Below are 20,887 nucleotides of genomic sequence, written 5' to 3' on the forward strand. Positions count from 1 at the left end.
AGAAATAGTATGAATAAGTATTGATATACTCTCAAGTTCATTATTATGGTTCCTTAGTACTTATTATGTGACAAATATAGTTAAGTAAGTCAATTTAAGAACAAATAGCGCGAATTGACTTATGGTTGCGACTAATTGAATTACCGATATGCAATCCTATATTGCGTAGAGACAGGCTAGAAAAATAATTTGTTAGAATCTTAAATAGTAAGAGCCTGTTACAAGAGCCACTGCGCTATATGCCCCCGCAATATGGCACGCTTGGCTAACGAAGAATAGTTCAATATTTTGCTTAAAAATAAATCAATACCGTTAAGTTAAGCCTGAAAATTAGAAATAGCGGAGGTTGAGTCGAGGAACTAATCTAATCGTCAGAAGTCGGGTTTTTATAAATTTGTAAACGTGTTACAGATACTCCCATTCAAAAACCCGACTTCTCAACCTGAAATTTTCTTACTGAACCGGATTAAAATATAAATAAGCCTACCTGAGAATTACTAAAAGTTTAAAATAATTGCTTTAAATTAAAACTTATTAAACTTTCGGCATATGTATTTAGAAACTTTGAAATTATAGAGTTAGATGTTTGCTAAATTAGTCTTTTTGCGGTTAATAAGCATACTCTGTACTGAATAACCATTTTAATTTATGATTTTAACCTAAAAGTAGTGCTTAAATTAACTCTTAAATCAACTCAGGACTTAGGCAATTGTCACAAGCAGAAGGTTGGTGCGTGACACTACAACCTAATTATTACGTTAAAAATTAGTCAAACCGTCACAGCACCCTACAACAAAATATGCCTTTTTGCTAAGTCCTATCAACTAAATACGTTAATCAAATATATTTGACAGTTTAAACAACTTAAGATGAATTACGGTTTCAAACAAGTACGAGACAAATAAGATAATTGTATGTATTTATTAATATTTTGATTAAAAACACAAGTAATTTAGTAAACAGGATGGCTTTTGTGTAATGAACTCGTCACTTTCATCAAATTCTTGGATAGGTAGGTTTATAGGAGACAATCATAGATACCGCTTGGATAGAAGTTTAGGTGGAGGTGGCATGGGAGAAGTCTTTCTAGCTACCGATACTCGGGTCGGCAAAGAAGTCGCATTAAAATTGCTCAAAGATAAATGGCTAGCATCGGGTGAAATGCGAAAACGCTTTGAGCGAGAAATTGCAGTTTGTGCTGCTCTGCAAAGCGAACATATTATTGAAATTAGCGACTGTGGAGTTACTAGCGAAGGTTTTCCATTTTATGCGATGGAATACCTCCGGGGACAAACGTTACGGCAGTTAATGCAAAGGGAAAAGCAGTTAACGCCCCTTCAAACTGCGAACATAATGGTACAAGTATGTGAGGGTTTACAGGTTGCTCATCAAGGAGCTGTTATTTATGGTGATGATAGAAACAGTGGCGAACTGATTAAGGTTATCCATCGTGACTTAAAGCCAGATAATATATTTTTATTACCCAGAGAGTTTGGAGAATGGGTAAAGATTTTAGATTTTGGTATTGCTAAAATTCATAAAGAGTCCTCCGAGCAGACAAATCTAACTCAAAGATTTATTGGTACATTTCGCTATTCGTCACCGGAGCAAATCCAAAATGATAAAAACATAGATGGAAGGTCTGACATTTACAGTTTGGGAATAATTCTCTATGAAATGTTAAGTGCTTTAGACCCTTTTGGTTTAAGTATTGACAGAAGTAAAGTTAGTGAAAGTTCTTGGTTACACGCTCATGGCTATCGACCACCCATACCATTGAGGTCTCAGCCTGGTTGCGAGCATTTATCTCCTCAATTAGAAGCTGTAGTTCTAAAATGTTTGCAAAAAAAACCTAGAGACCGTTTTGCTTCAGTGGGAGAACTGCGTCAAGCTTTGCAAGAGACGCTTCAAGCTACAACAAATACAAACTACCCACAGCGCAGGCAAATTATAGTTCAGCCCCAATCCCAACAAAATCAAATAAGTTCAAATGACGAAACTGTTTCCAAGCCCCTAGAACCAAAATTGGCAAACCAATCTAGAATAGATAATTCTCAAGATCGATCGTGGCAAAATCCAAACTTAAATCAACCATATCATAATCAGCAACCAAATATAGCTGAAAATCGGTCATATCAACAACCACCGGCATTAAATCAATTCCCAGCAAAGACATCTGACGATACAACACCCAGACATCCAGCATCTAATTCACAACAACCAATCTCGGATGGGACTACTTATCAATCTAGACCGAATCAAGTTACACCATCAAGCAATCCCCCCACTGCTCAACCAATCTCGGATGGGACTACTTATCAACCGAGACCGAATCAAGTTACACCATCAAGCAATCCTGCTGCTGCTCAACCAGTACAGCCAGATGGGACTACCTATCAACCGAGACCGAATCAAGTTAAACCATCAAGCAATCCTCCTGCTGCTCAACCAGTAACACCTAATAAGAATGGGGAGCAACCGAGAAAAAGTAAGAATTCAAAATCTAAAAAAAAGAATCTTAGTACTTGGCAAATTCTTGCGATTAATTTAGCAATAGCCTTACTCGTTATTGTTGCTTATCACTTGATTTTTCGTGTAAATAGAACAAATGAAAAGCAAGATCCACAAACAAAAGAAAATCAAAATTCCTTAGTTACTTATAATTCGCATTAGACATCTCCGAAAATAACCAAAGTCTTACTATAACTAGCTTTTAAACTGCGATAGCGTTCGCGTAAGCGTGTCCCCTTGGGACTCAGCGCTGCTGCAAAAAGTTTCTAGAGTTACTTACCAAACGGTATCCCATCTCATGATACCTTTGCACGAGTATTTGCAGCTCTAAACCCACAACAATTTCAACAATGTTTTCTGAGTTGGATAAAATCAGTTGCGACAATTACGGAAGGTGAGGTAATTGCTATTGATGTAAAACAGTTAAGACATTCATTTGATAAAAAAGATGGTCAGGCTGCAATTAGTATTGTTAGCGCTTGGGCAACAAGTAATCGTTTAGTTTTAGGTCAAAGGCAGGTTGATAAAAAGTCAAATGAAATTACGGCGATACCAGAACTAATTAAAGTTTTAGATATAACTGGCTATATCATTACAATTGATGCAATGGGTTGTCAAAGAGAGATAGTCAAAACAATTTCCCAAAAAAATGGAGATTATGTTATTGCGCTTAAAGAAAACCAGGAAAGCTTATATCAAAGCGTTGTTCAGCTATTCAAAAAAGCAATCAAAACAAGATGTGTAGGTTTAAAAGCAAGTAATTATAGTACTCGTGAATATGGTCATGGACGTGAAGAAATACGTAACTATTTGATGCTATCCGATGGTTACCCAACAGATTTAGGGCTACTGAATCAAGCCAGAAAACACACAGAAAAAATTATAGATTCGCTGTATGAGCAAGTGAAGGGGAAACTAAATAAAAAACCAAGAACTTATCGCAAAATTGCTCGAAAAAACTACTTAAAAGTTGCAAAAACACGTCGCGTATACCAAAAAGAAAGAAGAAAAGCGATAAAAAAACAACTCCAATATATTAAAAGGAACTTATCTCATATTGAAGAGTTAATCATACTAGGAGCTACTCTCTATAATTTAAGTGACAGGCAATATACCATATTGCTAGTAGTAAATGAAGTTTATCGTCAACAATTGTGGTTGTATGAAAATAGAAAGAAGAGTATCGAAGACCGTATTGTTAGTTTAAATCAACCACATATCCGTCCAATTATTCCAGGTAAAGCGGGGAAACCTGTAGAGTTTAGCGAAATTATCAGCTAGCTACTTTGAAGGATATGTGTTTTTAGACCATATAAGTTGGGATAATTTTAATGAATCGGGAGACTTAAAAACACAAATTGAATCGTTTAAAAACTACACTGGTTACTATCCAGAATCTGTTCATGTTGATAAAATTTATCGGACAAGGGAAAACCGAGCTTAGTGTAAAGAAAGAGGTATTAGAATCAGTGGACTTCCTTTAGGCAGACCTCCAGTAAATGTTAGTAAAGAAACGAAAAAACAAGCCGCTTATGATGAGAGGATTCGTAGTTCCATTGAAGGAAAATTTGGGCAAGGTAAAAGAAGATTTAGTCTCAATCGAGTGATGACTAAACTTTCTCATACTTCTAAAACTGCAATCGCAATTACTTTTTTAGTGATGAATCTGTCTACGCATCTATCACGTTTGTTGAGGGCTTTTTTATATCTATTTTTCAAAGATACACTTTTTTTCGAGTCTGACATTAGCAGGCATTATAGCTTACTTATTCCTGGTAAACAAAAACTTATATTTTACCCTTACTTGAATAACTAAATAAATCTCCGTCTCGCTTTTTATTACTTTTTCAGCAAACCCTAAATACGCGCATATTTCACTAATCGGATTGATTGTCATTACTTTATGATGTCTAAGTACTTGTTTTTTTGTATACAATTACATAGCCTTATTGCTTGCTTATTATTTTACGTACTCACAAATATAAATAATGTAAAATACTACCTTTACATAATATTTTTACTTAAATAGATTAAATTAGATGCGTTTGCCCTGTATTGCCCCCATAGTAAAGACTCATCACTAAAGCTTTTACCCCTGGACCAAACTCTCCGTCATATCCGAGCGGTAGTTCTGCTAAATAGGTTTTTCCTGTTTGAGGTGAATAATATTTCTGCTTACGGAAAAGTACGTTATCAGTTTTTAAGGAGATATCCTGAACGACTACTTCTTCATAACCCTTGAATTGTGCGTCTTGTGGTAATTCGAATTGAGGGTATTCTAAAATCTCTGACCGATCTATTTTGATATTTGCTTTTTTACTACTCTTGCTGTGCTGAGTGGGGGTTTTGCGTTCCTTTTCTGATGAATGGTCTTTCTTAAACCCTTTCAAGTTGGGTTTGATGTCTGGTTTACCTTGCTCTCCCTTAAGGCGGTTGTTTTCATCCCGTAAATGAGTGGTTCTCTTCTTCTAAATCTTTGACTTTTGAGTTCAGTTGCTCTATTAGGTTCAATAAAAGTTCTACAGTTTGACGCACAGCATTGTCTGCAATCCCTTTTGGGTCGATTGTTTGCAGTAATGTCGATACTTGTTGGCTTGAAAATGGTTTCTGCGTCATGCACTATATTCTACGATACGGTGTCTACCTTTGTATCCTCTTATTTTTCTTCTCACCCCCTATTTATTGAGCGGGTACCATTTATCTTCCCTGATTTTGTTAATAAAAAATATAAAGTTTTATAGCTAATATCTTGTTTGATTCAATATTTTATATATAGTACACCTATTTGATTTTTTCAAAAATCATTTTGCTCAAAGCTTACTGTACAAAGGTTTTATTCTCAGTATGCCTAGCAAGATTCAACTAGAATTCCTATATTTATATTCTGTGCATAAACAAAACATTCAAAAGGAATAGATAATTTTTAAAATATCTACCTATAAAGATATAAGAAATATTTGATTTTTTATGCTTTAGTTGGAATTTAGGGTAATAATCAGGAATTTTATGGAGTTTGGGAGTTAATCAACAGAATGCAAGTAAATTGACACAATAAAATCAAACTATTGTAAAAAATAAAATAAACTAAAATCCTATTGCTTGTTGTCTATCCAAAGATTAAATTTAAACACATTAATTAACTCATCCTAGATAAAACATTGAAACCCTCGAACGAATGTTCTCTATACTTTTAATCTAAACCAAGATTGTGAGTAAGTTGTGAGCAAGCTAATATTGTTTTTTTTACAATCCTGTTTTTTTTGGACATAATAAATCTACATTCATGCTTAATTCATTGAATCTTACAAGCTTGGCAATACTTGTAATCTGCTGGTTTCGGCTAAACTATTGATTTAGTTAATCGCTCCTTAATTCGCTAGATTGCTTGTAATACAATACTTTTATGATTTTACGCTAATAATTTAATATTCGCTTAATTTTTGCGACCAATAAATATTATATGCATACAGGTTCTTTTAATATAAAGAGATTTAAATATTGTTTATTCGTATAAGAATGATAAAAAAATATCTATATTCTTATGTAGAGATAATAGTAATAATCAAATTATTCATATATACAATTCAATATTTGTATGCCGAATTATCTTTAATCCCACAGATTAGCAAATAAAAATAATTCAATTATTTTTTTATAATAAAAAAATACTCACAAAATTCTCAATGTTTTTGAGTATTTTGAAAGTATATATACTTATCATTTTTAAATCCAGTTATTCATTGAGAGTATAGGAATGGACTATGTACAACAACAAAATAAATATCGGCGAAAAAAACTTTTCCAAAAAAAATGTAGCAAAAATTGAAAATCAAAAAATAGAAGATTGGCATATTATTGAAGCCGATTCTATTATCGAGTCGCTGAATACCTCAAAAACTTCGGGATTATCTAGCGAATCAGCTTTGGAAAAACTTTTAAAATATGGGCAAAATCTTTTACCCGAGCCAGCATCGCGTTCGAAGGTCAGTATTTTTACTGAGCAGTTTAAGTCACTATCAGTAGCTTTACTAACTTGCGCTGCGGTGGTTTCCACTGCAACGGGTTGCTGGGTTGATGCTTTGGTAATTATGGGTGTTGTAGGTATTAATGCAGTTATTGGTTACTTTACAGAAAGCCAATCGGAAAAAATTATTCACTCCCTGAAAAAACATGACCGCCCATCTACTTTGGTTCTTAGAAATGGTAGTATAACTCAGATAAACACTGAAAATATAGTTCCCGGAGACATTTTAGTTCTTAAACCCGGTAGCTATATTGCAGCGGATGCCAGGTTAATTGAAACAGAAAATTTAAGCGTTGATGAGTCGGCATTAACTGGTGAAAGTATACCAGTTATTAAGAAAACTCAACCCCTTTACGGTGAAAATATATCTCTTGCCGACCGAATCAACATGGTATATAAAGGTACATTTGTCGTTCCCAAAAATACACCATATTTGATATTGGTAAACTGCCGCAAAATCAATATTTGAATATTGCTCTTATTGGTTCCATTGGATTACAACTACTATCACTTGGGGTTCCCCAACTGCGATCGCTATTAAGTCTTACGACCATTAGTATTACGGATAGTGTTTTAGTTAGTGGTAGTGCATTTTTACCATTGATATTTAATGAAACTAGAAAAAAATTAATCGCTGGTAAAAATGTTTGAAATTTGAAATAAGTATTACCAAAAAAACGGAGTTGGATTTTTGCTTACTCCCTTCCTGCTCTATAATTACCTATCTCTCTTTAAACCTTTCCTTTGCGTTCTCTGCGTCTCTGCGGTTTTTTTTAATCGGTAATCTTCTACCGGGAAGGAAGTAAGGGGAATGTACCTCATTTATTTGCAAACTGCTGTATTCTTTAACAACATATTTGAGCAATTTTTAGAACCCGCTTCGGAATCAAATACAATAGCTAAAAAGCAAAATTACCTCCTTTCCGTCAGAAAATTACCGAAAAAAACCTGATTTCCGCACCCTCAACTGTCATAATCTGTTTTGGGTATAAAATTAATTAATTTTTATCTAGCAACTAACACCGAACAGCAAGCGTGGTGAATAACATAACTGCTGACGCTACCGAGGACAATTTCTGCGATCGCATTATGTCCTCTACTACCTAATACAATTAAATCCGCATCCCAAGATTGAGCAAAATCGCAAATTTTCTTGCCTGGGTCCCCAATCTCATAGGTAAACGTTACGGGAATTTTCCGCATTCGTACTTGCTCGCAATAATATTCCGACCATTCGCTGACTTTTTGGATTTCTTGCTTTAATTCCTGTTGATAGTTTTTGTGTAAATTTCCATATATATTAATATCGCCAATAGTACCAATACCACCGATAGATGATACTTCTCGAACAAGAAGGTTGCTATTTATACAATGGAACAACTTAATTTCGTTAACGTTTTCTGTGGCTACATCTAACGCTGTTTGCAGAACTTTTTCTGATTGCTTAGATTTATCTAGTGCAACTAAAATCTTGCGATGAATCATGGTTTTCCCTTACAGTAGATAAGTAATCGGACAAAATATTTACATCTTCAGTTCTGGACATTAATTTTGTCTTGCTACTTAAAAATTCAATACTTTTACTTTATAGATATAATTTGAAGAAAATGTGAGGATGCAAATTCAAACCTTCCTCACAAGTTCCTCAAGTTATTGCCGGTATAACTCAAATTGAAGTAAGTACAAAGCTTCAATCTCTTGCGTGCTATGGGTAAAGGCTATTTTTAAAATTGCTCAAAAATAAATCTTAGTTCCTGTCGAAATGCCAGTGTTTCATTCGTCATAGTTATAGAAAGCATCGAAAACTGCTTTTGATGAAACCTAAAACAAACAAAAATATATGAAATACAGCATTCTCAATTACGCAAACGAGCAAGATTACGCTAGCGGTAAAATTGATATTCCTGCATTCGCCGCTTATGCCCAAGCACTAACTGAAGCAGGAGTAATGATTGCTGCTACAGGACTCCAACCCAGTCGTACTGCCACTACCGTCCGCATCCAAAACGGACACCGGAACGTGCAAGATGGTCCTTTTGCCGATACCAAAGAACAATTGGGCGGTTTTTATGTCATCGATGTACCCGATCTAGATACTGCCTTAGAATGGGCGGCGCGGAATCCTGCGGCGAGTCTAGGTGGTGTTGAAGTGCGCCCGATTACAGGTATCGAAGTCCGTCCTGCCACACCTGCTAAATAACCATAATTATTCGAGAAACTTGGATGAATACCTTATATTTTCTTTCTGGGTAATCCCGATCTGCAAGTCATGGAAAGTGTTGGTAGTATTTTCACTAAGCTTACTGGTAAAAAATGTGCCGATTCTTTAGTAGAGGAATAAAAGAGAGCTAAAAATGGATGCACGTCGAGCGGCAGAATTAGCGGCACGTAATTCTTATGGACGTTTGGTCGCTTATTTAGCAGCACAAACAAGAGATGTGGCGGCAGTTGAAGATGCCCTCGGCGATGCCTTTTTGGCAGCCCTAAAAAATTGGTCGGAAAACGGAGTTCCCAAAAACCCTGAAGCATGGCTCCTAGTCGCCGCTCGACATCGACTAATTGATGTAGCGCGGCGATCGCAAGTTCACGATCGAGTCCTCAATACCTTTAAATTAAATGAATTGGAATCACAAACTGAGCCAGTCTTTGATTCGGTGTTTCCAGACGATCGCCTAAAACTGCTGTTTATTTGCGCCCACCCAGCGATAAATCCAGCAATTCATACACCTCTAATGTTGCAGACAGTACTGGGTTTAAATGCGGTTCAGATTGCCTCCGCATTTTTGGTTGCGCCCGCTACGATGAGCCAGCGTCTGGTTCGAGCAAAGGCAAAGATTCGGGATGCGGGTATCGCATTTGAGTTACCAGCAGCGAAGGATTTACCCGCTCGATTAGCAGTCGTGCTAGAAGCAATCTACGCAGCTTACACCAATGCTTGGGAAACAGTGGATGGGGGCGATCCTCGGCATCGAGGACTGGCAGAAGAAGCCATTTGGCTGGCACGTCTGTGCGTTCAGTTAATGCCTCAAGAGCCAGAAGCACGCGGTTTGCTTGCCCTCATGCTTTACTGCGAATCCCGACGCGATGCTCGTCGCACCGCCAACGGTTCCTACATACCCCTGTTGCAGCAGGACACTAGGCTTTGGTCACAGCCTGCGATCGCTCAAGCAGAACAACAACTGACACAGGGAGCTACATTTAAACAATTAGGACGATTTCAACTTGAAGCTGCCATTCAATCGATCCATGTCCAACGTGCCGTCACTGGGCAGGTTGATTGGGAAACGCTAGCATTATTATATGAGGGATTAATTCAACTTTCACCAACTTTGGGTGCATTGGTAAGTCAAGCCGCTGCGATCGCCCAAGCCAAAGGATTAAATCAGGGTTTAGCACACCTGAATGCGCTTTCACTCGAAGCAGTGAAAAATTACCAACCTTATTGGGCATTAAAGGCTCACTTACTGAAGCAGTTAGGGTATAAATCGGAAGCTCAACAAGCTTATTTACGAGCGATCGGTTTAACCGAAGACGATGCAATTCGTGAGTTTCTGCTCCATAAGTCGCTTTAATTATGTAGGTATAATTTGTGAAATCATCAAAATGTTGAAATAATTTGCGGAGGATTCTATGTCAAAATATTTCGCAGTACTAACAATTGTAGTAATGTTAGGAATGGTATTAACCAGAGCCTTGCTGATGCAAAAACAAGGAATAGAAGCGATAAATTTTGGCAAAATAGATAAGACGGATTTCTTGATTGTGCCATTTGCCCTTTTCTATTTCTATACCGTATTTGCTGCTACATTCAATTTCCCTACTATCAGCACGCAAGAATTCTTTGATTCTAAGGTCATCTCCTGGGTGGGAGTGTTTTTTTGCCTAGCGGGGTTATTATTATTGTTGTGGAGTCTTATTTCTTTTGGGCAGAGTTTTCGTATTGGTATTGACACAGAACACCCTGATAAACTAATAACTACTGGCGTTTTCGCTTTTAGCCGCAATCCCATTTATGTAGCATTTGCGTCGATATTGTTTGGTCAATTCCTCATATTCTCGAGTTGGATACTTTTGGTTTATATTGGTGCAGCTATTTGGCCGTTTCATCGTCAAGTATTACGTGAGGAAGACTATTTAAATAAGTATTACGGTAACGAATATCTGGAGTATTGCGATCAAGTCAGAAGGTATTTATAAAGCAGTAGTATCATGGAATCAGGCATTCAGTCATATTTACGTATTGCAGCGAGTCATCAACGCGATACAGAGCGAATTGGTCCATTTATTGCCACTTTTTCCCGTTCTAACGATAATCCTTTTCTCAACTATGCCATCCCCGATGATAACGCTACACCATCACCCGCAGATGTAGCTGCTCTAATCGTTGCCTATGAAAAGCGATCGCGCAAACCGCGTTTAGAATATGTCCCACAGCTCGCACCTGCGGTTGAAGAGGCACTAATTAATGGGGGCTTTAGCATTGAAGGACATCTCCCACTTATGACCTGCGTTCCAGGAGCGGAGCAAATTCCGGTTCCTTCAGGAATTGAGTTGGTCTTGCCCGTTTCTGATGCCGATCTGCTTGCTACAGTCGCAGTTCAGAATGAAGCTTATGGCGCTCCACCGCCAGATTATAGCGCGATCGCCGGACTCCGAAATAGCCTTGAAGCAGGTGGAATCGCTGTTTTAGCCCGAATTACGGCAACGGGTGAGCCTGTAGGTGCCGGAGTATGTACCGTACCCAGTCACCAAACAACAGAGATTGCAGGTATCGGGGTTCGTTCGGCTTTTCGTCGTCGGGGTATAGCAGGAGCGCTTACCAGTCGATTGGTACAAGTAGCTTTCTCAAAAGGCATCTCTCTACCTTTTTTGATGGCTGCACATGAAGCAGAACAAAGGATTTACGCTCGTGCAGGCTTTGCTGTAGTCGGTGAGATACTACATATCTCGCATTTCAAACCACCGATACCAAGTTTATCAAAGTAAAGCTTAGGGGTACCTACACACATGAACAAAAAGCCAATCAAACGACCCGTAACTCGATCTGCTCTATCTATTTTAAAGATAGTCATGACTCGTTTTGTTCGCTGCTTTGGTTTCACCCACAATAAATCTGAAACTGCCATCGCCAGATGGTTGCGCCGTTTTAAGCAAATACTATTTTTGTTTGCTGTACTCTACGCTGCTCTCTATACTTTTCCACAGGTGCTATTTCCCTACAGTCTTAGCGTACAGGGTGTAACTCTCTATTCCCGTTCCCCACTTTCACCTGAAGCCCCGCAACGCATTGCGGAGATGATGCAATTGATCCAGCGTTCCGAGTTAGCAGTACCAGGACGTAGCGAGCGAATTTTTATCTGTAACCACCCTTGGCTATTTCGTCTGTTATCACCAATTAGTGGAGGAGCATTTGCCTATTCGTTGCCAGTCACTGATAATGTATTTGTTGCCAATGCTGACTTAACTAACAATGTGGCTCATAGTGCAGCTCCTAATTTTAACACTCGTTCCTTCTCTGCCGTTGCTGCCCATGAAATTACTCACGGCTTGATTCGTCGTCGAGTCGGACTTTTAAATAATTTACCGACTTGGATTATCGAGGGCTATTGCGATTATGTCGCTCACGAGAGCAGCTTTCCTGAAACCGAAGGACTTCGCTTGCTGACTGCTGGTAAACAACATCCATCGGGGTCATTTCGCTACTTTGTTTTCCGTCAGATGGTGAGTTATTTGATCGAAGACCGTCACTTTTCGTTTCAACAAATTCTTGAGCGTGCCGATAAAGCTGCTTCTGTCGAAGAGGAGACACTAAAAGCAATCAAAGCACGAAATTCTCAATAACAAGCATATTGGAACATAAGTGCAGAGTTTTCTTACCACGGCTCAATTTTAGCATTACTAATTTTAAACCTCATGCGATCGCATTTCATTAACCCAACTTATCCGAAATTGGTTAATATCGAATTGTTGCTAATAAAATACTAATTTAAAAAAATAATTTACAGGAGGTTGAACTATGACTGTATTTATCGCTGTCCCGGTAGAAGCATCGCTACAAAACCGACACAAGGTACAGAATTTCTGGTTTAATCTCCTTACCATCGTTGCTGCCGGATTTAAGATTAGATAGAACTAATTGAAACGGTGAGAAACCTATAGTTTGCGCTATTCTTGGTTTGGAGAAATGAACTAATAAATTCTTCTGCGTACCTTGTGTCATACAAGAAATACGTATTGAGGAAATATCAATGAATTTGGATTTATTGGGCTGGAACGATTTTTTTGCTTCGAGCTTTGAACCTTATCGTCACCAAGGATTTACGGTGGCTAGGGTGGTAATTGAATGCAGAAATAATTACATTCTGCAAAGCGAAAGTGTCGAATTATCGGCAGAAATTACGGGTAAATTGCGATATCGCGCAGCCGAACGTCAAGATTTACCAGCGGTTGGTGATTGGGTTGTTATCCGTTCGAGAGAAACGGGAGTTACTGCAACTATCCACGATATTTTGCCGCGAAAGAGCAAATTTTCTCGCAAAACCGCCGGAGCAAAAACCGCAGAACAAATTGTTGCTACTAACGTTGATACTGTATTTTTAGTCACAGGATTAGATGGGGACTTTAACTCTAGAAGAATCGAACGCTATCTAATTTTGGCATGGGAAAGCGGTGCAAACCCCGTAATTGTTTTAAACAAGGCAGATTTATGTCAAAACCTCGAAGAATGTTTGGCAGAAATAGCAGCAGTTGCCTTGAGTGTGCCAATTGTTACTATCAGTGCTGCTAACAGTCAAGGATTGGAGCAACTCAAACCATACTTGCAACCGGGACAGACCGTAGCTTTATTGGGTTCCTCTGGGGTTGGTAAATCAACTATTACGAATCAACTCATGGGTGAAACAGTCCAAACAGTGCAAGCTGTACGTCAGGGAGATGACCGAGGTAAGCATACAACCAGCCAGCGAGAATTGATGGTACTTCCTAGTGGTGGCTTGATTATAGACACTCCGGGGATGCGTGAAATACAGATATGGACGAGCGATGAAGGTTTATCTGAAACCTTTGGAGACATAGAAGATTTGGCGCAACAGTGCCGTTTTCGGGATTGTCAGCACCAGCACGAACCCTGTTGTGCGGTACAGGAAGCATTACAAACGGGGAAATTAGATGTGTCTCGGTTTTTGAACTATCAGAAGTTACACAAGGAAATTAAACATATGGAAATATTACAAGACCAAAAGGAGTATATAGCCGAGAAACAAAAATGGAAAAAGCTGACTAAAACGATGCGGAATTACAAAAAGGGTTAATTTATGATGTTTTAGGTACTTTGAAAGCAGAAGTAAAAATTTTTCCCTTCTGCTTTTGATGAAAAGGAAGAAAATTAGAGTACATTGTAACTACTTTGTATTCGCGATCGCTCTTCCCATATATTCCCACAATGCACGATCGCCCATACCTCGACTGGCTGTTTCTACTCCTTGGTGTGGATTAAATCTTCGATATTTATTGATGTGGTTGTGTGAAAGGCGATCGCTTCTAATCTCCGAGCAAACTCAGTTTTGGTGTGGCAACATTCAAATTGGAATCATCAGAGATTCATCATTTAAAGTAAATACTGGCATCATTAGTTGTGGGATTATCTGTAGTAACTTAAGTGAGCGATCGCTAAGTATTTGCAATCAATTAGGTCGAGAATTAGAACAAATATATAAAACAGCAAAAATCGGAGGCAATTTCAATGGCGCTATCCAATATCAATCTTTGGTATTATAGTTAGTTTATACTCGCAATCGGACATTTGTTTCAACGCGATCGCTACTCATGCAATCTCTGTTATGAGAGCAGGATTTACAATCTCTTGGCAGGTCTTTGATTCATTAAATATTCTTCATATTCAACCTTGAATTCCCGTACATTTTGAAAATCAACAGAAAGCTTTGATTAAACTCAACGAGGTTGTCACCAACCCCGTTGGTCTTCAAAACCGGACATGAAACTTTCACAACAGGACGGCTCCTCAATATCTCGGTGCTTGTCACACACACCTCATACCGATAAATCTATGGCAGTTTTTTCATCGTGGCAATGTCGATGCAATAATTGGAAATTTTTGTATTCATCCTTACCACCTTGTGAGCGGGGAATGATATGGTCGATTTCCATTAAGTCATCTTCTTTAAAGTAGAGTCCGCAATGTGAGCATTTACCTTTCTGCTTTTTGAGAAGTAATGAAATCCTCTTATTAGCTTCCGGGTGTTTCCCCATTCTGGAACTCCAATAGACCCAATCTCCGTCAAAGGGACTTCTTTTTGATTGCACTTTTATATGCCTTTGAATAGAAGTTTCCGTATGCCGGGAAATCTTTTTAAAGGAGTCTTTTTCAGTAAGAGCGAATCTCCAACCGCCACCTTTATCAATCAGCCAGTACTTGTTAGATATCCAATATTGGCTTTTTGTTGGGTGACGATGAACTGCCCAGTTTTTTAATTGCTGGTACATCCACTTATTTAGTGACGAATATGCCTCACTACTTACCACCGATGAAAAATAATTAGACCATCCCGTTATTACCGGGTTAAGTTCATTGATAAGTTTCAACTGTGTTGATGCTTTATGAACCTTGATGATTTTCTTAATTTTCTGGCGGTGTTTCTTAAGACTTTCGTTGCTAGGTTTGATAAGTGTTTTAAACCCTAGTGGCTTTCCAACGGTGTTTTTTCCTGATTGGTATTTTCCAACCGGGTACTGCTTGATGGTATGTCCCAAAAAATTGAAACCCGCATTTCCTTCATACTCTAAAGTATGAGAAATTCTTGTAATACTTCGGTTTAAGTTCTAATCCCAATTCTTTTAACCATTCAGAGATTATTATTTGACATTGCTGTATTACCTCTAAATCTTCGTGTAAGATTACAAAGTCATCGGCAAAACGAATTAGGTGGGCGGCATTACGACGGGCTACCACTTTACTTTTTTCCCAAAAAACCTTTTCCGGGAAAGCTTGTTTAATTCGTTCTTCCATCCCATGAAGGGCAATATTCGCAAGAAGAGGCGAACAAATGCCTCCTTGCGGTGTACCTTCATCTGTTGGGAACAGCCTTCTACTGTCTATCACCCCTGACTTTAGCCATGCTTTAATTTGACGGCGTATAGTAGGGGAGGTATTCAGTTTTGTCAATAATTTTAAATGGTCAATTCGGTCAAAACATTTCGCAATATCCGCGTCAAGCACATATTTAGCTTTAGCTTTAATTGCAGAAAATATCGCGCCGATTGCATCATGGGGTGAACGTCCTGGTCTAAAACCGAATGAATTTGGCTCAAATTTGGCTTCCCATTCGGGTTCCAGGGCCATTTTCACTAAAGCTTGTAATGAGCGGTCTTGTATTGTGGGTATTCCTAAAGGGCGTTTTTCGTCTGTTCCCGGTTTAGGAATCCAAATTCTACGTGTAGGTTTGGATTTTCCGGTTAACTTTAATTGCCTAACTAGTTTTAAGCGTGCTTCTGGGGACAGTAATTTAATTCCATCCACTCCTGCCGTTTTCTTACCAGTATTATCTTGTGTTACCCGACGTACCGCTAAACATTTTGATGACCAAGACCTTATCAAAGTTCTTTGGAGTCGCCTAACTGTTTTGACATCGCCACGTTCTGAGGCTTTGAATATGCGTTTTTGCAGCTTAAAAACTCTCCTTTCTAGCTTACGCCAGGGGATGTTTTTCCATTCCATCATCGGGTTTTCAATCCGTGCTTTAGACATATCTACTGCTACTTATACCTATTCAATCCAAGACATCGTGTCTACGTCTGCTTATCCCAATAGTTATTTTGGGCATTGGCTTCTTAGACAATCTTTCCGCCTTGATGCATCCGGTTAGTACCTACTCATGGTTTCGACCTACACATGAGAGCGAACAAGGGGTTACTTCGTTCCTGATAATCGTTGATTGAATCGTTAGGATGATGCTCTTTGCCGGGTTTGTTGGGAGTGCTTATTGGTCGGTAGCGTAGCCGCCAATCCCGTTATCCTTTACCTTTTGGTTATAGCCTATCAGCTTTATTTGGCTATTAGCCTGTGACGACAATTCGGACACATCTTTGCTTTTACTATCCATAGATTCATGCTCGATGGGAACCAGATTAAGCTTCCAGCTTTACCACCTTTTCACCCCGCTTTACGGATTGATGACTAGTCGCTACCGTAGGGGTGATGCTGTTACCCCAGCACCTGGGGAGAAGGACTTACACCTTCACGATTATCAAGTTGTCAAGGTTCGGTTTTTATCCTTTCCTTGCCACCCGTCCCTGAGTTTTACTCATTTAGGATGAACGAATCGCACACACTCTCAGGGCTGAAGCCGCTGAGATTCTGCGGACAGAGCTAACTTAGGCAGTACCCAAAGTCTAACTCTCGCTACGGATGTCAATGTCCGTCTACCCAGTAAGCTTAGGTCTATGCCTAAATTGCTGGCTACTTTTCTTAAAATATTTGCTGAACCGTTCAAGTCGGCGTTCATGATTGAGCCATTGGAAGATTTATACAAACCACGTTTTATACGTCTACGGTACGGCTTTCCACCCGTCCGGCTTCTTGCCGAACTCAGGTAGGGAGTCTCCATCTAAGTAACTGGCTTTTGAAGTATAAGCTTCTTCCGTCTCTTGAAACTTAATTCCGTGTAACTCGCAAAGCTGCTTTAATCTATCTTTTAACTTCCCTAACGGCATTTGAACAAACTTTTGATTGTTCAATCTACCCATATTGGCATTTGATTTAAAGCCTTCATTCCATCCAATAACTAAATTACCAATGCCGTATTTTAAGCAGTGGTTAATAATTATTTTGGCAGCTTTGTTGATACCATCTCTCATTTGATGGTTGCGCTTACGAGTTACTTTATCTAACCATTTATCCCAATAATTCTCTGACTTATTAGCTTTTCTAGTTGCTACTTTTTTATTCCAAAGTTGATTCATTGCCTTCATTGCACGAGCATCAACTAATAGAGAATTACCATTAGTATCAACACAAGCCGCTAAGTTATCCGCTGTTCCGAGGTCAATTGATAAAGCTTGGCTAAAATCTAGTTCTGCAATAACCGCTTCAACTTCGTAAGACAACTCTAAGTAAAAAGCACCGTTTTTAGGAAGAATAGTAAATTCTTTAACCTTGCAAAAATTAATGTTTGTCGGCATTGGCAAGAAAAATTCTTTAACCCCAAACCATCGTTTTACGGTCAATCCTAAAGAAAATCTAAGTTTTCCATCAATTAATTTAGGTTTTTGACCACCAGAATTAGGATACGCAACCTTAAAAAGCTTTGAACCTTTTAAATAGTTTGGCGGTTTAGGTTTGAAATGTAACTGACCTTTAAAGAATAAGTCTCTTAAACTTTTATAAGACTTGAAAGCTTCGGACACTGACCTTAAAGTTTGTTGCATAGGCGTTGATGGCATTGACTGAGCTAACAATGTTTTTGAAACTGTTGGTTCAAAGTCTAAATCAAACTTTCCTGTTAGTAACTTTCCGGTTTTAAAGAAAATTTGACGAGCAAAATAAATACCGCAATTATAAAGCTTGCCAGACTGTTGACAGAGATACTCCAACAACGCTTCAGTTTCTTTATCCAAATGCAATAAAACTTGCTGTATTCCCATTTTACTCTTGACTTTAGACACTGGTTCGACAAAGCCGTGTTCTGTTGACATCTGTATATTAATCTACTAAACTTTTGTTTGTCAATAGGTACCAAGCAAAAAACAAATTATTATGTTAGCTGTTAACGAATACAAGACTCACAACCACGTTAAATTCTTAGTTAATTACCATTTTGTTTGGATACCCAAAAGAAGAAAACGTGTTTTAATTGGGGAGATAGTAACAAGGTTGAGGCAGGTTTTTGCAGAATTAGCTATAGAGAAAGAATGGGACATTCTAGCTTTAGAAGTAGCCCCAGACCACATACATTTATTTGTCAGTGTTAAACCAACTGATGCACCTCATTTAGTGGTTAAAGCCTTTAAAGGTCGTTCTAGTTACATACTAAGAAAGGAGTTTCCGGGTTTAAAGAAACTCCCATCGTTATGGACAAATAGCTATTTTATTAGCACTGCGGGTAATGTTTGCAGCGAAGTAATTAAGAAATACATTGAAGATCCGCATCACGGATAATTAGAAGACCACGGTGGTTAAAACGCGAAGCTCGCCACGGGGATACTCCCCGGTGGCAGACTTCGCCACCCGTGTCGCTTCCCTCCCAAGTCTGAAGACGTTGGGCTTCCCGCTTTCCGCGTGTTTCTTGTGAAAGTGCTTCGACAACAGCAACTTTACTTGTTTGTACTAAGAAAATTGTCTGTTTACTCCTTTTTTGATTAAATTAGGTAAAGCAACAAAGCGTGAAAAAGGAAACCCACGATGGAAGAAACGGGTCCAAATTTCTATGATAATGAGACGGTATTTGCTACTTATATGCGCCATCGCCAAGGTACAGACACGCCCAATGAAACCCTCGAAAAGCCAGTAATATTAGAGCTTGTTTACCCCATTGCTAATAAACGTATTCTCGATCTTGGCTGTGGTGATGCCGCGATTGGAAGAGAATTCCTTAACCACGGAGCAGCTAGCTATGTTGGTGTCGAAGGTTCGCACAAGATGGCTGCGACTGCTATCCAGACACTTAATGGTACATCAGGTCAAGTTATTTTACAGACGATTGAAGATTGGGCTTATCCATCCACAGCGTTCGATCTCGTTTTGGCAAGGCTTTCGCTTCACTATATTGCCGACCTTTTGCCAGTTTTTGCCAACGTCTTCCGAACACTTACCCCTGGAGGAAAGTTTGTCTTTTCGGATTGAAGTTTTACGTGAAGCGCATCCACAATCTAAGCACTTTCACGACACAGAAACTTATGAACGACGCAAACGAATCCCGCTCTTCCTCATCCTTGCTGCACGAAAGCCACTATAGCGTAAACATCTCAAGCAATTATTTCAATCGCTTCCGCAAATCTTGGTGTTTTCACATTGAATAAAATCTCATTTAACAAAACTTTTCCATAAAGTAATTAGACATCTCCGACAAATAATTAAAGTCTGGTAAAATAATGTAAAAGGGTGTTTTATCAGAGTCTTATGAGTAGCATATTAGAGTATATTGAAACGAATCCGAAAGAAGCACAGCGTTTACTTGGTTTAAAGTATGAGCAGTTAAAACAGCTTTTAGACAAAGTGATAGAACTACATAATGATAAAGTTAAATTAGCTGAGTCTAAAAAAGTAAGGATTATTCGAGGTGGAGGTGGTCGAAAACCAAAATTATCACCACGCGAACAGGTTATATTGACTTTAACATATTTAAGACATTTGACAACATTTCAACTTCTTGGTGTTCAATTTGGAGTTAGCGAAAGTACTGCAAACGATACGTTTAATTATTGGTTTCCATTATTAAAAGAATTACTACCGCCAAGTTTACTTGAGGAGGTAAAAAAAACTCCAGTGACTGCGAAATTGTTAAGGATATTTTAACCGAATTCGAGTTAATCGTGGATAGCTACGAACAGCCTATAGAAAGACCTAGCGACTACAAAGAGCAAAAAAATATTATTCAGGTAAAAAAGTAAATCATACTCGAAAAAATCAATTAATCGTCTTACCAAACGGTAAAGATATTGTTGATGTGGTTTCTAATAAACCTGGACCGAAAAGCGACATAAGTATATTCAATGAAAGTAAGAAAAATTTTGAACCAAAACAAAATAAGATATTGGTAGTGTCCTGTCAATCTCTTAGTTAAATCGCGATCGCCATTGTTAATGATGCTGTTGCTGCAAGTGCTGCGATCGTGCGGACATGGTTCCAAAACGTCCAGTTAACAAGGTAATTAGCCCATAAAGAAGCACGGTCAGTACTACCTGGCTCAACTTTTGCCAGTGCTTCGTTCATCGGTACATTGAAGGCAATTGTTACTCCTAATGTACCGATTAAATACAATAAACTACCCACAAGCAAATATACCGTACCGGGCTGATGCCATTTTGAAATTAAAGAAATTAAAAGAAAGATGCAAGCTACAGCTGTTCCCAAAAACACCCCCATGAACAGCGGATTAATTACTGTAATATTAATTGCTTGCATCGCAGTAATACCTTCATTTGGTTGAAGTCGAGCCAAAGCACTCATTACAAAAGTCGAGAAAGCGAAAAACACCCCAGCTATCAACCCGCAACCTAGTACAGCGAAAAGTTTCAACGCAAACATGAAAACTCCTAGAGATTACTGAAAAAAAGCAGAGAGAAAATAATATGTTTTTGTACATTTTGCCCTCTACCTTCTTTTTAATGCACTGTGCA

Annotated in this window: 22 protein-coding genes and 1 pseudogene; 15 read left to right on the plus strand and 8 right to left on the minus strand. The window is 38.5% G+C overall.

From position 1 onward, the window contains the following. The first annotated feature begins 978 nt into the window (after positions 1 to 978). Positions 979 to 2,673, plus strand: coding sequence for a protein kinase domain-containing protein (locus VB797_RS22545; protein WP_323239980.1), 1,695 nt, complete (start codon positions 979 to 981; stop codon positions 2,671 to 2,673). Positions 2,674 to 2,799: 126 nt separating this feature from the next. Then, a pseudogene (locus VB797_RS22550) lies at positions 2,800 to 4,327 on the plus strand (ISAs1 family transposase). A 214-nt stretch (positions 4,328 to 4,541) separates the two neighbouring features. Here VB797_RS22550 and VB797_RS22555 read toward each other — a convergent pair. Next, positions 4,542 to 4,901: a hypothetical protein gene (locus VB797_RS22555; protein ID WP_323239981.1), complete on the minus strand. Its 360-nt coding sequence runs from the start codon at positions 4,899 to 4,901 to the stop codon at positions 4,542 to 4,544. A gap of 49 nt (positions 4,902 to 4,950) precedes the next feature. Further along, positions 4,951 to 5,127, minus strand: a complete 177-nt coding sequence (locus VB797_RS22560; protein ID WP_323239982.1) for a hypothetical protein — start codon at positions 5,125 to 5,127, stop codon at positions 4,951 to 4,953. 1,145 nt (positions 5,128 to 6,272) lie between these two features. Here VB797_RS22560 and VB797_RS22565 point away from each other — a divergent pair. Further along, positions 6,273 to 7,004: an HAD-IC family P-type ATPase gene (locus tag VB797_RS22565; RefSeq protein WP_323239983.1), complete on the plus strand. Its 732-nt coding sequence runs from the start codon at positions 6,273 to 6,275 to the stop codon at positions 7,002 to 7,004. Further along, entirely contained in the window at positions 7,001 to 7,186 is a 186-nt protein-coding gene (locus tag VB797_RS22570) for a cation transporting ATPase C-terminal domain-containing protein (protein ID WP_323239984.1), read from the plus strand. Before VB797_RS22565 ends, VB797_RS22570 begins: the two co-directional genes overlap by 4 nt. 354 nt (positions 7,187 to 7,540) lie before the next feature. On the opposite strand, the gene VB797_RS22575 is transcribed toward VB797_RS22570, so the two are convergent. Beyond that, positions 7,541 to 8,020, minus strand: a complete 480-nt coding sequence (locus VB797_RS22575; RefSeq protein WP_323239985.1) for a universal stress protein — start codon at positions 8,018 to 8,020, stop codon at positions 7,541 to 7,543. A gap of 355 nt (positions 8,021 to 8,375) precedes the next feature. On the opposite strand from VB797_RS22575, the gene VB797_RS22580 reads away from it, so the two are divergent. From VB797_RS22580 to VB797_RS22600, 5 genes are all read left to right on the plus strand, one after another. After that, positions 8,376 to 8,735, plus strand: a complete 360-nt coding sequence (locus VB797_RS22580) for a YciI family protein (protein WP_323239986.1) — start codon at positions 8,376 to 8,378, stop codon at positions 8,733 to 8,735. Positions 8,736 to 8,889: 154 nt separating this feature from the next. Next, complete coding sequence (locus tag VB797_RS22585) at positions 8,890 to 10,107, plus strand: RNA polymerase sigma factor (protein WP_323239987.1); 1,218 nt, start codon at positions 8,890 to 8,892, stop codon at positions 10,105 to 10,107. Between the two features lie 58 nt (positions 10,108 to 10,165). Then, complete coding sequence (locus VB797_RS22590) at positions 10,166 to 10,732, plus strand: isoprenylcysteine carboxylmethyltransferase family protein (RefSeq protein ID WP_323239988.1); 567 nt, start codon at positions 10,166 to 10,168, stop codon at positions 10,730 to 10,732. 12 nt (positions 10,733 to 10,744) lie between these two features. Then, a complete protein-coding gene (locus tag VB797_RS22595) occupies positions 10,745 to 11,521 on the plus strand; it encodes a GNAT family N-acetyltransferase (RefSeq protein ID WP_323239989.1) in 777 nt (258 codons plus the stop codon). 84 nt (positions 11,522 to 11,605) lie between these two features. Then, the gene (locus VB797_RS22600; RefSeq protein WP_323239990.1) at positions 11,606 to 12,376 is read left to right on the plus strand and encodes a hypothetical protein; all 771 of its coding nucleotides are present in this window, start codon (positions 11,606 to 11,608) and stop codon (positions 12,374 to 12,376) included. A 211-nt stretch (positions 12,377 to 12,587) separates the two neighbouring features. Here VB797_RS22600 and VB797_RS22605 read toward each other — a convergent pair whose 3' ends face one another. Then, positions 12,588 to 12,755, minus strand: coding sequence for a hypothetical protein (locus VB797_RS22605; RefSeq protein ID WP_323239991.1), 168 nt, complete (start codon positions 12,753 to 12,755; stop codon positions 12,588 to 12,590). Positions 12,756 to 12,783: 28 nt separating this feature from the next. Here VB797_RS22605 and rsgA point away from each other — a divergent pair, with 28 nt between their 5' ends. Both rsgA and VB797_RS22615 read left to right on the plus strand, forming a co-directional pair. Next, positions 12,784 to 13,845, plus strand: a complete 1,062-nt coding sequence (gene rsgA, locus VB797_RS22610; protein ID WP_323239992.1) for a ribosome small subunit-dependent GTPase A — start codon at positions 12,784 to 12,786, stop codon at positions 13,843 to 13,845. 58 nt (positions 13,846 to 13,903) lie between these two features. Continuing rightward, a complete protein-coding gene (locus tag VB797_RS22615) occupies positions 13,904 to 14,311 on the plus strand; it encodes a hypothetical protein (RefSeq protein ID WP_323239993.1) in 408 nt (135 codons plus the stop codon). 273 nt (positions 14,312 to 14,584) lie between these two features. On the opposite strand, the gene VB797_RS22620 is transcribed toward VB797_RS22615, so the two are convergent. The 3 genes from VB797_RS22620 to VB797_RS22630 form a co-directional block, all read right to left on the minus strand. Next, positions 14,585 to 15,304, minus strand: a complete 720-nt coding sequence (locus VB797_RS22620; RefSeq protein WP_323239994.1) for a group II intron maturase-specific domain-containing protein — start codon at positions 15,302 to 15,304, stop codon at positions 14,585 to 14,587. A gap of 22 nt (positions 15,305 to 15,326) precedes the next feature. Beyond that, positions 15,327 to 16,298, minus strand: coding sequence for a reverse transcriptase domain-containing protein (locus tag VB797_RS22625; RefSeq protein WP_323239995.1), 972 nt, complete (start codon positions 16,296 to 16,298; stop codon positions 15,327 to 15,329). Between the two features lie 800 nt (positions 16,299 to 17,098). Continuing rightward, positions 17,099 to 18,244, minus strand: coding sequence for a transposase (locus VB797_RS22630; RefSeq protein ID WP_323239996.1), 1,146 nt, complete (start codon positions 18,242 to 18,244; stop codon positions 17,099 to 17,101). Positions 18,245 to 18,305: 61 nt separating this feature from the next. On the opposite strand from VB797_RS22630, the gene tnpA reads away from it, so the two are divergent. The 4 genes from tnpA to VB797_RS22650 all read left to right on the plus strand — a co-directional run bounded on the left by tnpA (position 18,306) and on the right by VB797_RS22650 (position 20,331). After that, entirely contained in the window at positions 18,306 to 18,707 is a 402-nt protein-coding gene (tnpA, locus tag VB797_RS22635) for an IS200/IS605 family transposase (protein WP_323239997.1), read from the plus strand. A gap of 243 nt (positions 18,708 to 18,950) precedes the next feature. After that, complete coding sequence (locus tag VB797_RS22640) at positions 18,951 to 19,391, plus strand: class I SAM-dependent methyltransferase (protein WP_323239998.1); 441 nt, start codon at positions 18,951 to 18,953, stop codon at positions 19,389 to 19,391. Positions 19,392 to 19,667: 276 nt separating this feature from the next. Continuing rightward, on the plus strand, positions 19,668 to 20,063 hold the full coding sequence (locus VB797_RS22645; RefSeq protein WP_323239999.1) for a transposase family protein: 396 nt from the start codon (positions 19,668 to 19,670) through the stop codon (positions 20,061 to 20,063). 118 nt (positions 20,064 to 20,181) lie between these two features. Further along, positions 20,182 to 20,331, plus strand: coding sequence for a hypothetical protein (locus tag VB797_RS22650; RefSeq protein ID WP_323240001.1), 150 nt, complete (start codon positions 20,182 to 20,184; stop codon positions 20,329 to 20,331). On the opposite strand, the gene VB797_RS22655 is transcribed toward VB797_RS22650, so the two are convergent. After that, entirely contained in the window at positions 20,328 to 20,795 is a 468-nt protein-coding gene (locus tag VB797_RS22655) for a DUF1772 domain-containing protein (protein ID WP_323240000.1), read from the minus strand. The genes VB797_RS22650 and VB797_RS22655 overlap by 4 nt on opposite strands. Between the last annotated feature and the right edge of the window lie 92 nt (positions 20,796 to 20,887).

The sequence above is a fragment of the Rivularia sp. UHCC 0363 genome, from assembly GCF_034931125.1.
Classification (GTDB): domain Bacteria; phylum Cyanobacteriota; class Cyanobacteriia; order Cyanobacteriales; family Nostocaceae; genus Rivularia.

What these genes read in the sequence shown, in the direction of transcription:
- VB797_RS22545 (WP_323239980.1), top strand. Translation starts at nt 979, where the DNA reads ATGAACTCGTCACTTTCATCAAATTCTTGGATAGGTAGGTTTATAGGA.
- VB797_RS22560 (WP_323239982.1), bottom strand. Translation starts at nt 5,127, where the DNA reads ATGACGCAGAAACCATTTTCAAGCCAACAAGTATCGACATTACTGCAA.
- VB797_RS22565 (WP_323239983.1), top strand. Translation starts at nt 6,273, where the DNA reads ATGTACAACAACAAAATAAATATCGGCGAAAAAAACTTTTCCAAAAAA.
- VB797_RS22575 (WP_323239985.1), bottom strand. Translation starts at nt 8,020, where the DNA reads ATGATTCATCGCAAGATTTTAGTTGCACTAGATAAATCTAAGCAATCA.
- VB797_RS22580 (WP_323239986.1), top strand. Translation starts at nt 8,376, where the DNA reads ATGAAATACAGCATTCTCAATTACGCAAACGAGCAAGATTACGCTAGC.
- VB797_RS22585 (WP_323239987.1), top strand. Translation starts at nt 8,890, where the DNA reads ATGGATGCACGTCGAGCGGCAGAATTAGCGGCACGTAATTCTTATGGA.
- VB797_RS22590 (WP_323239988.1), top strand. Translation starts at nt 10,166, where the DNA reads ATGTCAAAATATTTCGCAGTACTAACAATTGTAGTAATGTTAGGAATG.
- VB797_RS22595 (WP_323239989.1), top strand. Translation starts at nt 10,745, where the DNA reads ATGGAATCAGGCATTCAGTCATATTTACGTATTGCAGCGAGTCATCAA.
- VB797_RS22600 (WP_323239990.1), top strand. Translation starts at nt 11,606, where the DNA reads ATGACTCGTTTTGTTCGCTGCTTTGGTTTCACCCACAATAAATCTGAA.
- VB797_RS22605 (WP_323239991.1), bottom strand. Translation starts at nt 12,755, where the DNA reads ATGACACAAGGTACGCAGAAGAATTTATTAGTTCATTTCTCCAAACCA.
- rsgA (WP_323239992.1), top strand. Translation starts at nt 12,784, where the DNA reads ATGAATTTGGATTTATTGGGCTGGAACGATTTTTTTGCTTCGAGCTTT.
- VB797_RS22615 (WP_323239993.1), top strand. Translation starts at nt 13,904, where the DNA reads ATGAAAAGGAAGAAAATTAGAGTACATTGTAACTACTTTGTATTCGCG.
- VB797_RS22625 (WP_323239995.1), bottom strand. Translation starts at nt 16,298, where the DNA reads ATGTCTAAAGCACGGATTGAAAACCCGATGATGGAATGGAAAAACATC.
- VB797_RS22630 (WP_323239996.1), bottom strand. Translation starts at nt 18,244, where the DNA reads ATGTCAACAGAACACGGCTTTGTCGAACCAGTGTCTAAAGTCAAGAGT.
- tnpA (WP_323239997.1), top strand. Translation starts at nt 18,306, where the DNA reads ATGTTAGCTGTTAACGAATACAAGACTCACAACCACGTTAAATTCTTA.
- VB797_RS22640 (WP_323239998.1), top strand. Translation starts at nt 18,951, where the DNA reads ATGGAAGAAACGGGTCCAAATTTCTATGATAATGAGACGGTATTTGCT.
- VB797_RS22645 (WP_323239999.1), top strand. Translation starts at nt 19,668, where the DNA reads ATGAGTAGCATATTAGAGTATATTGAAACGAATCCGAAAGAAGCACAG.
- VB797_RS22655 (WP_323240000.1), bottom strand. Translation starts at nt 20,795, where the DNA reads ATGTTTGCGTTGAAACTTTTCGCTGTACTAGGTTGCGGGTTGATAGCT.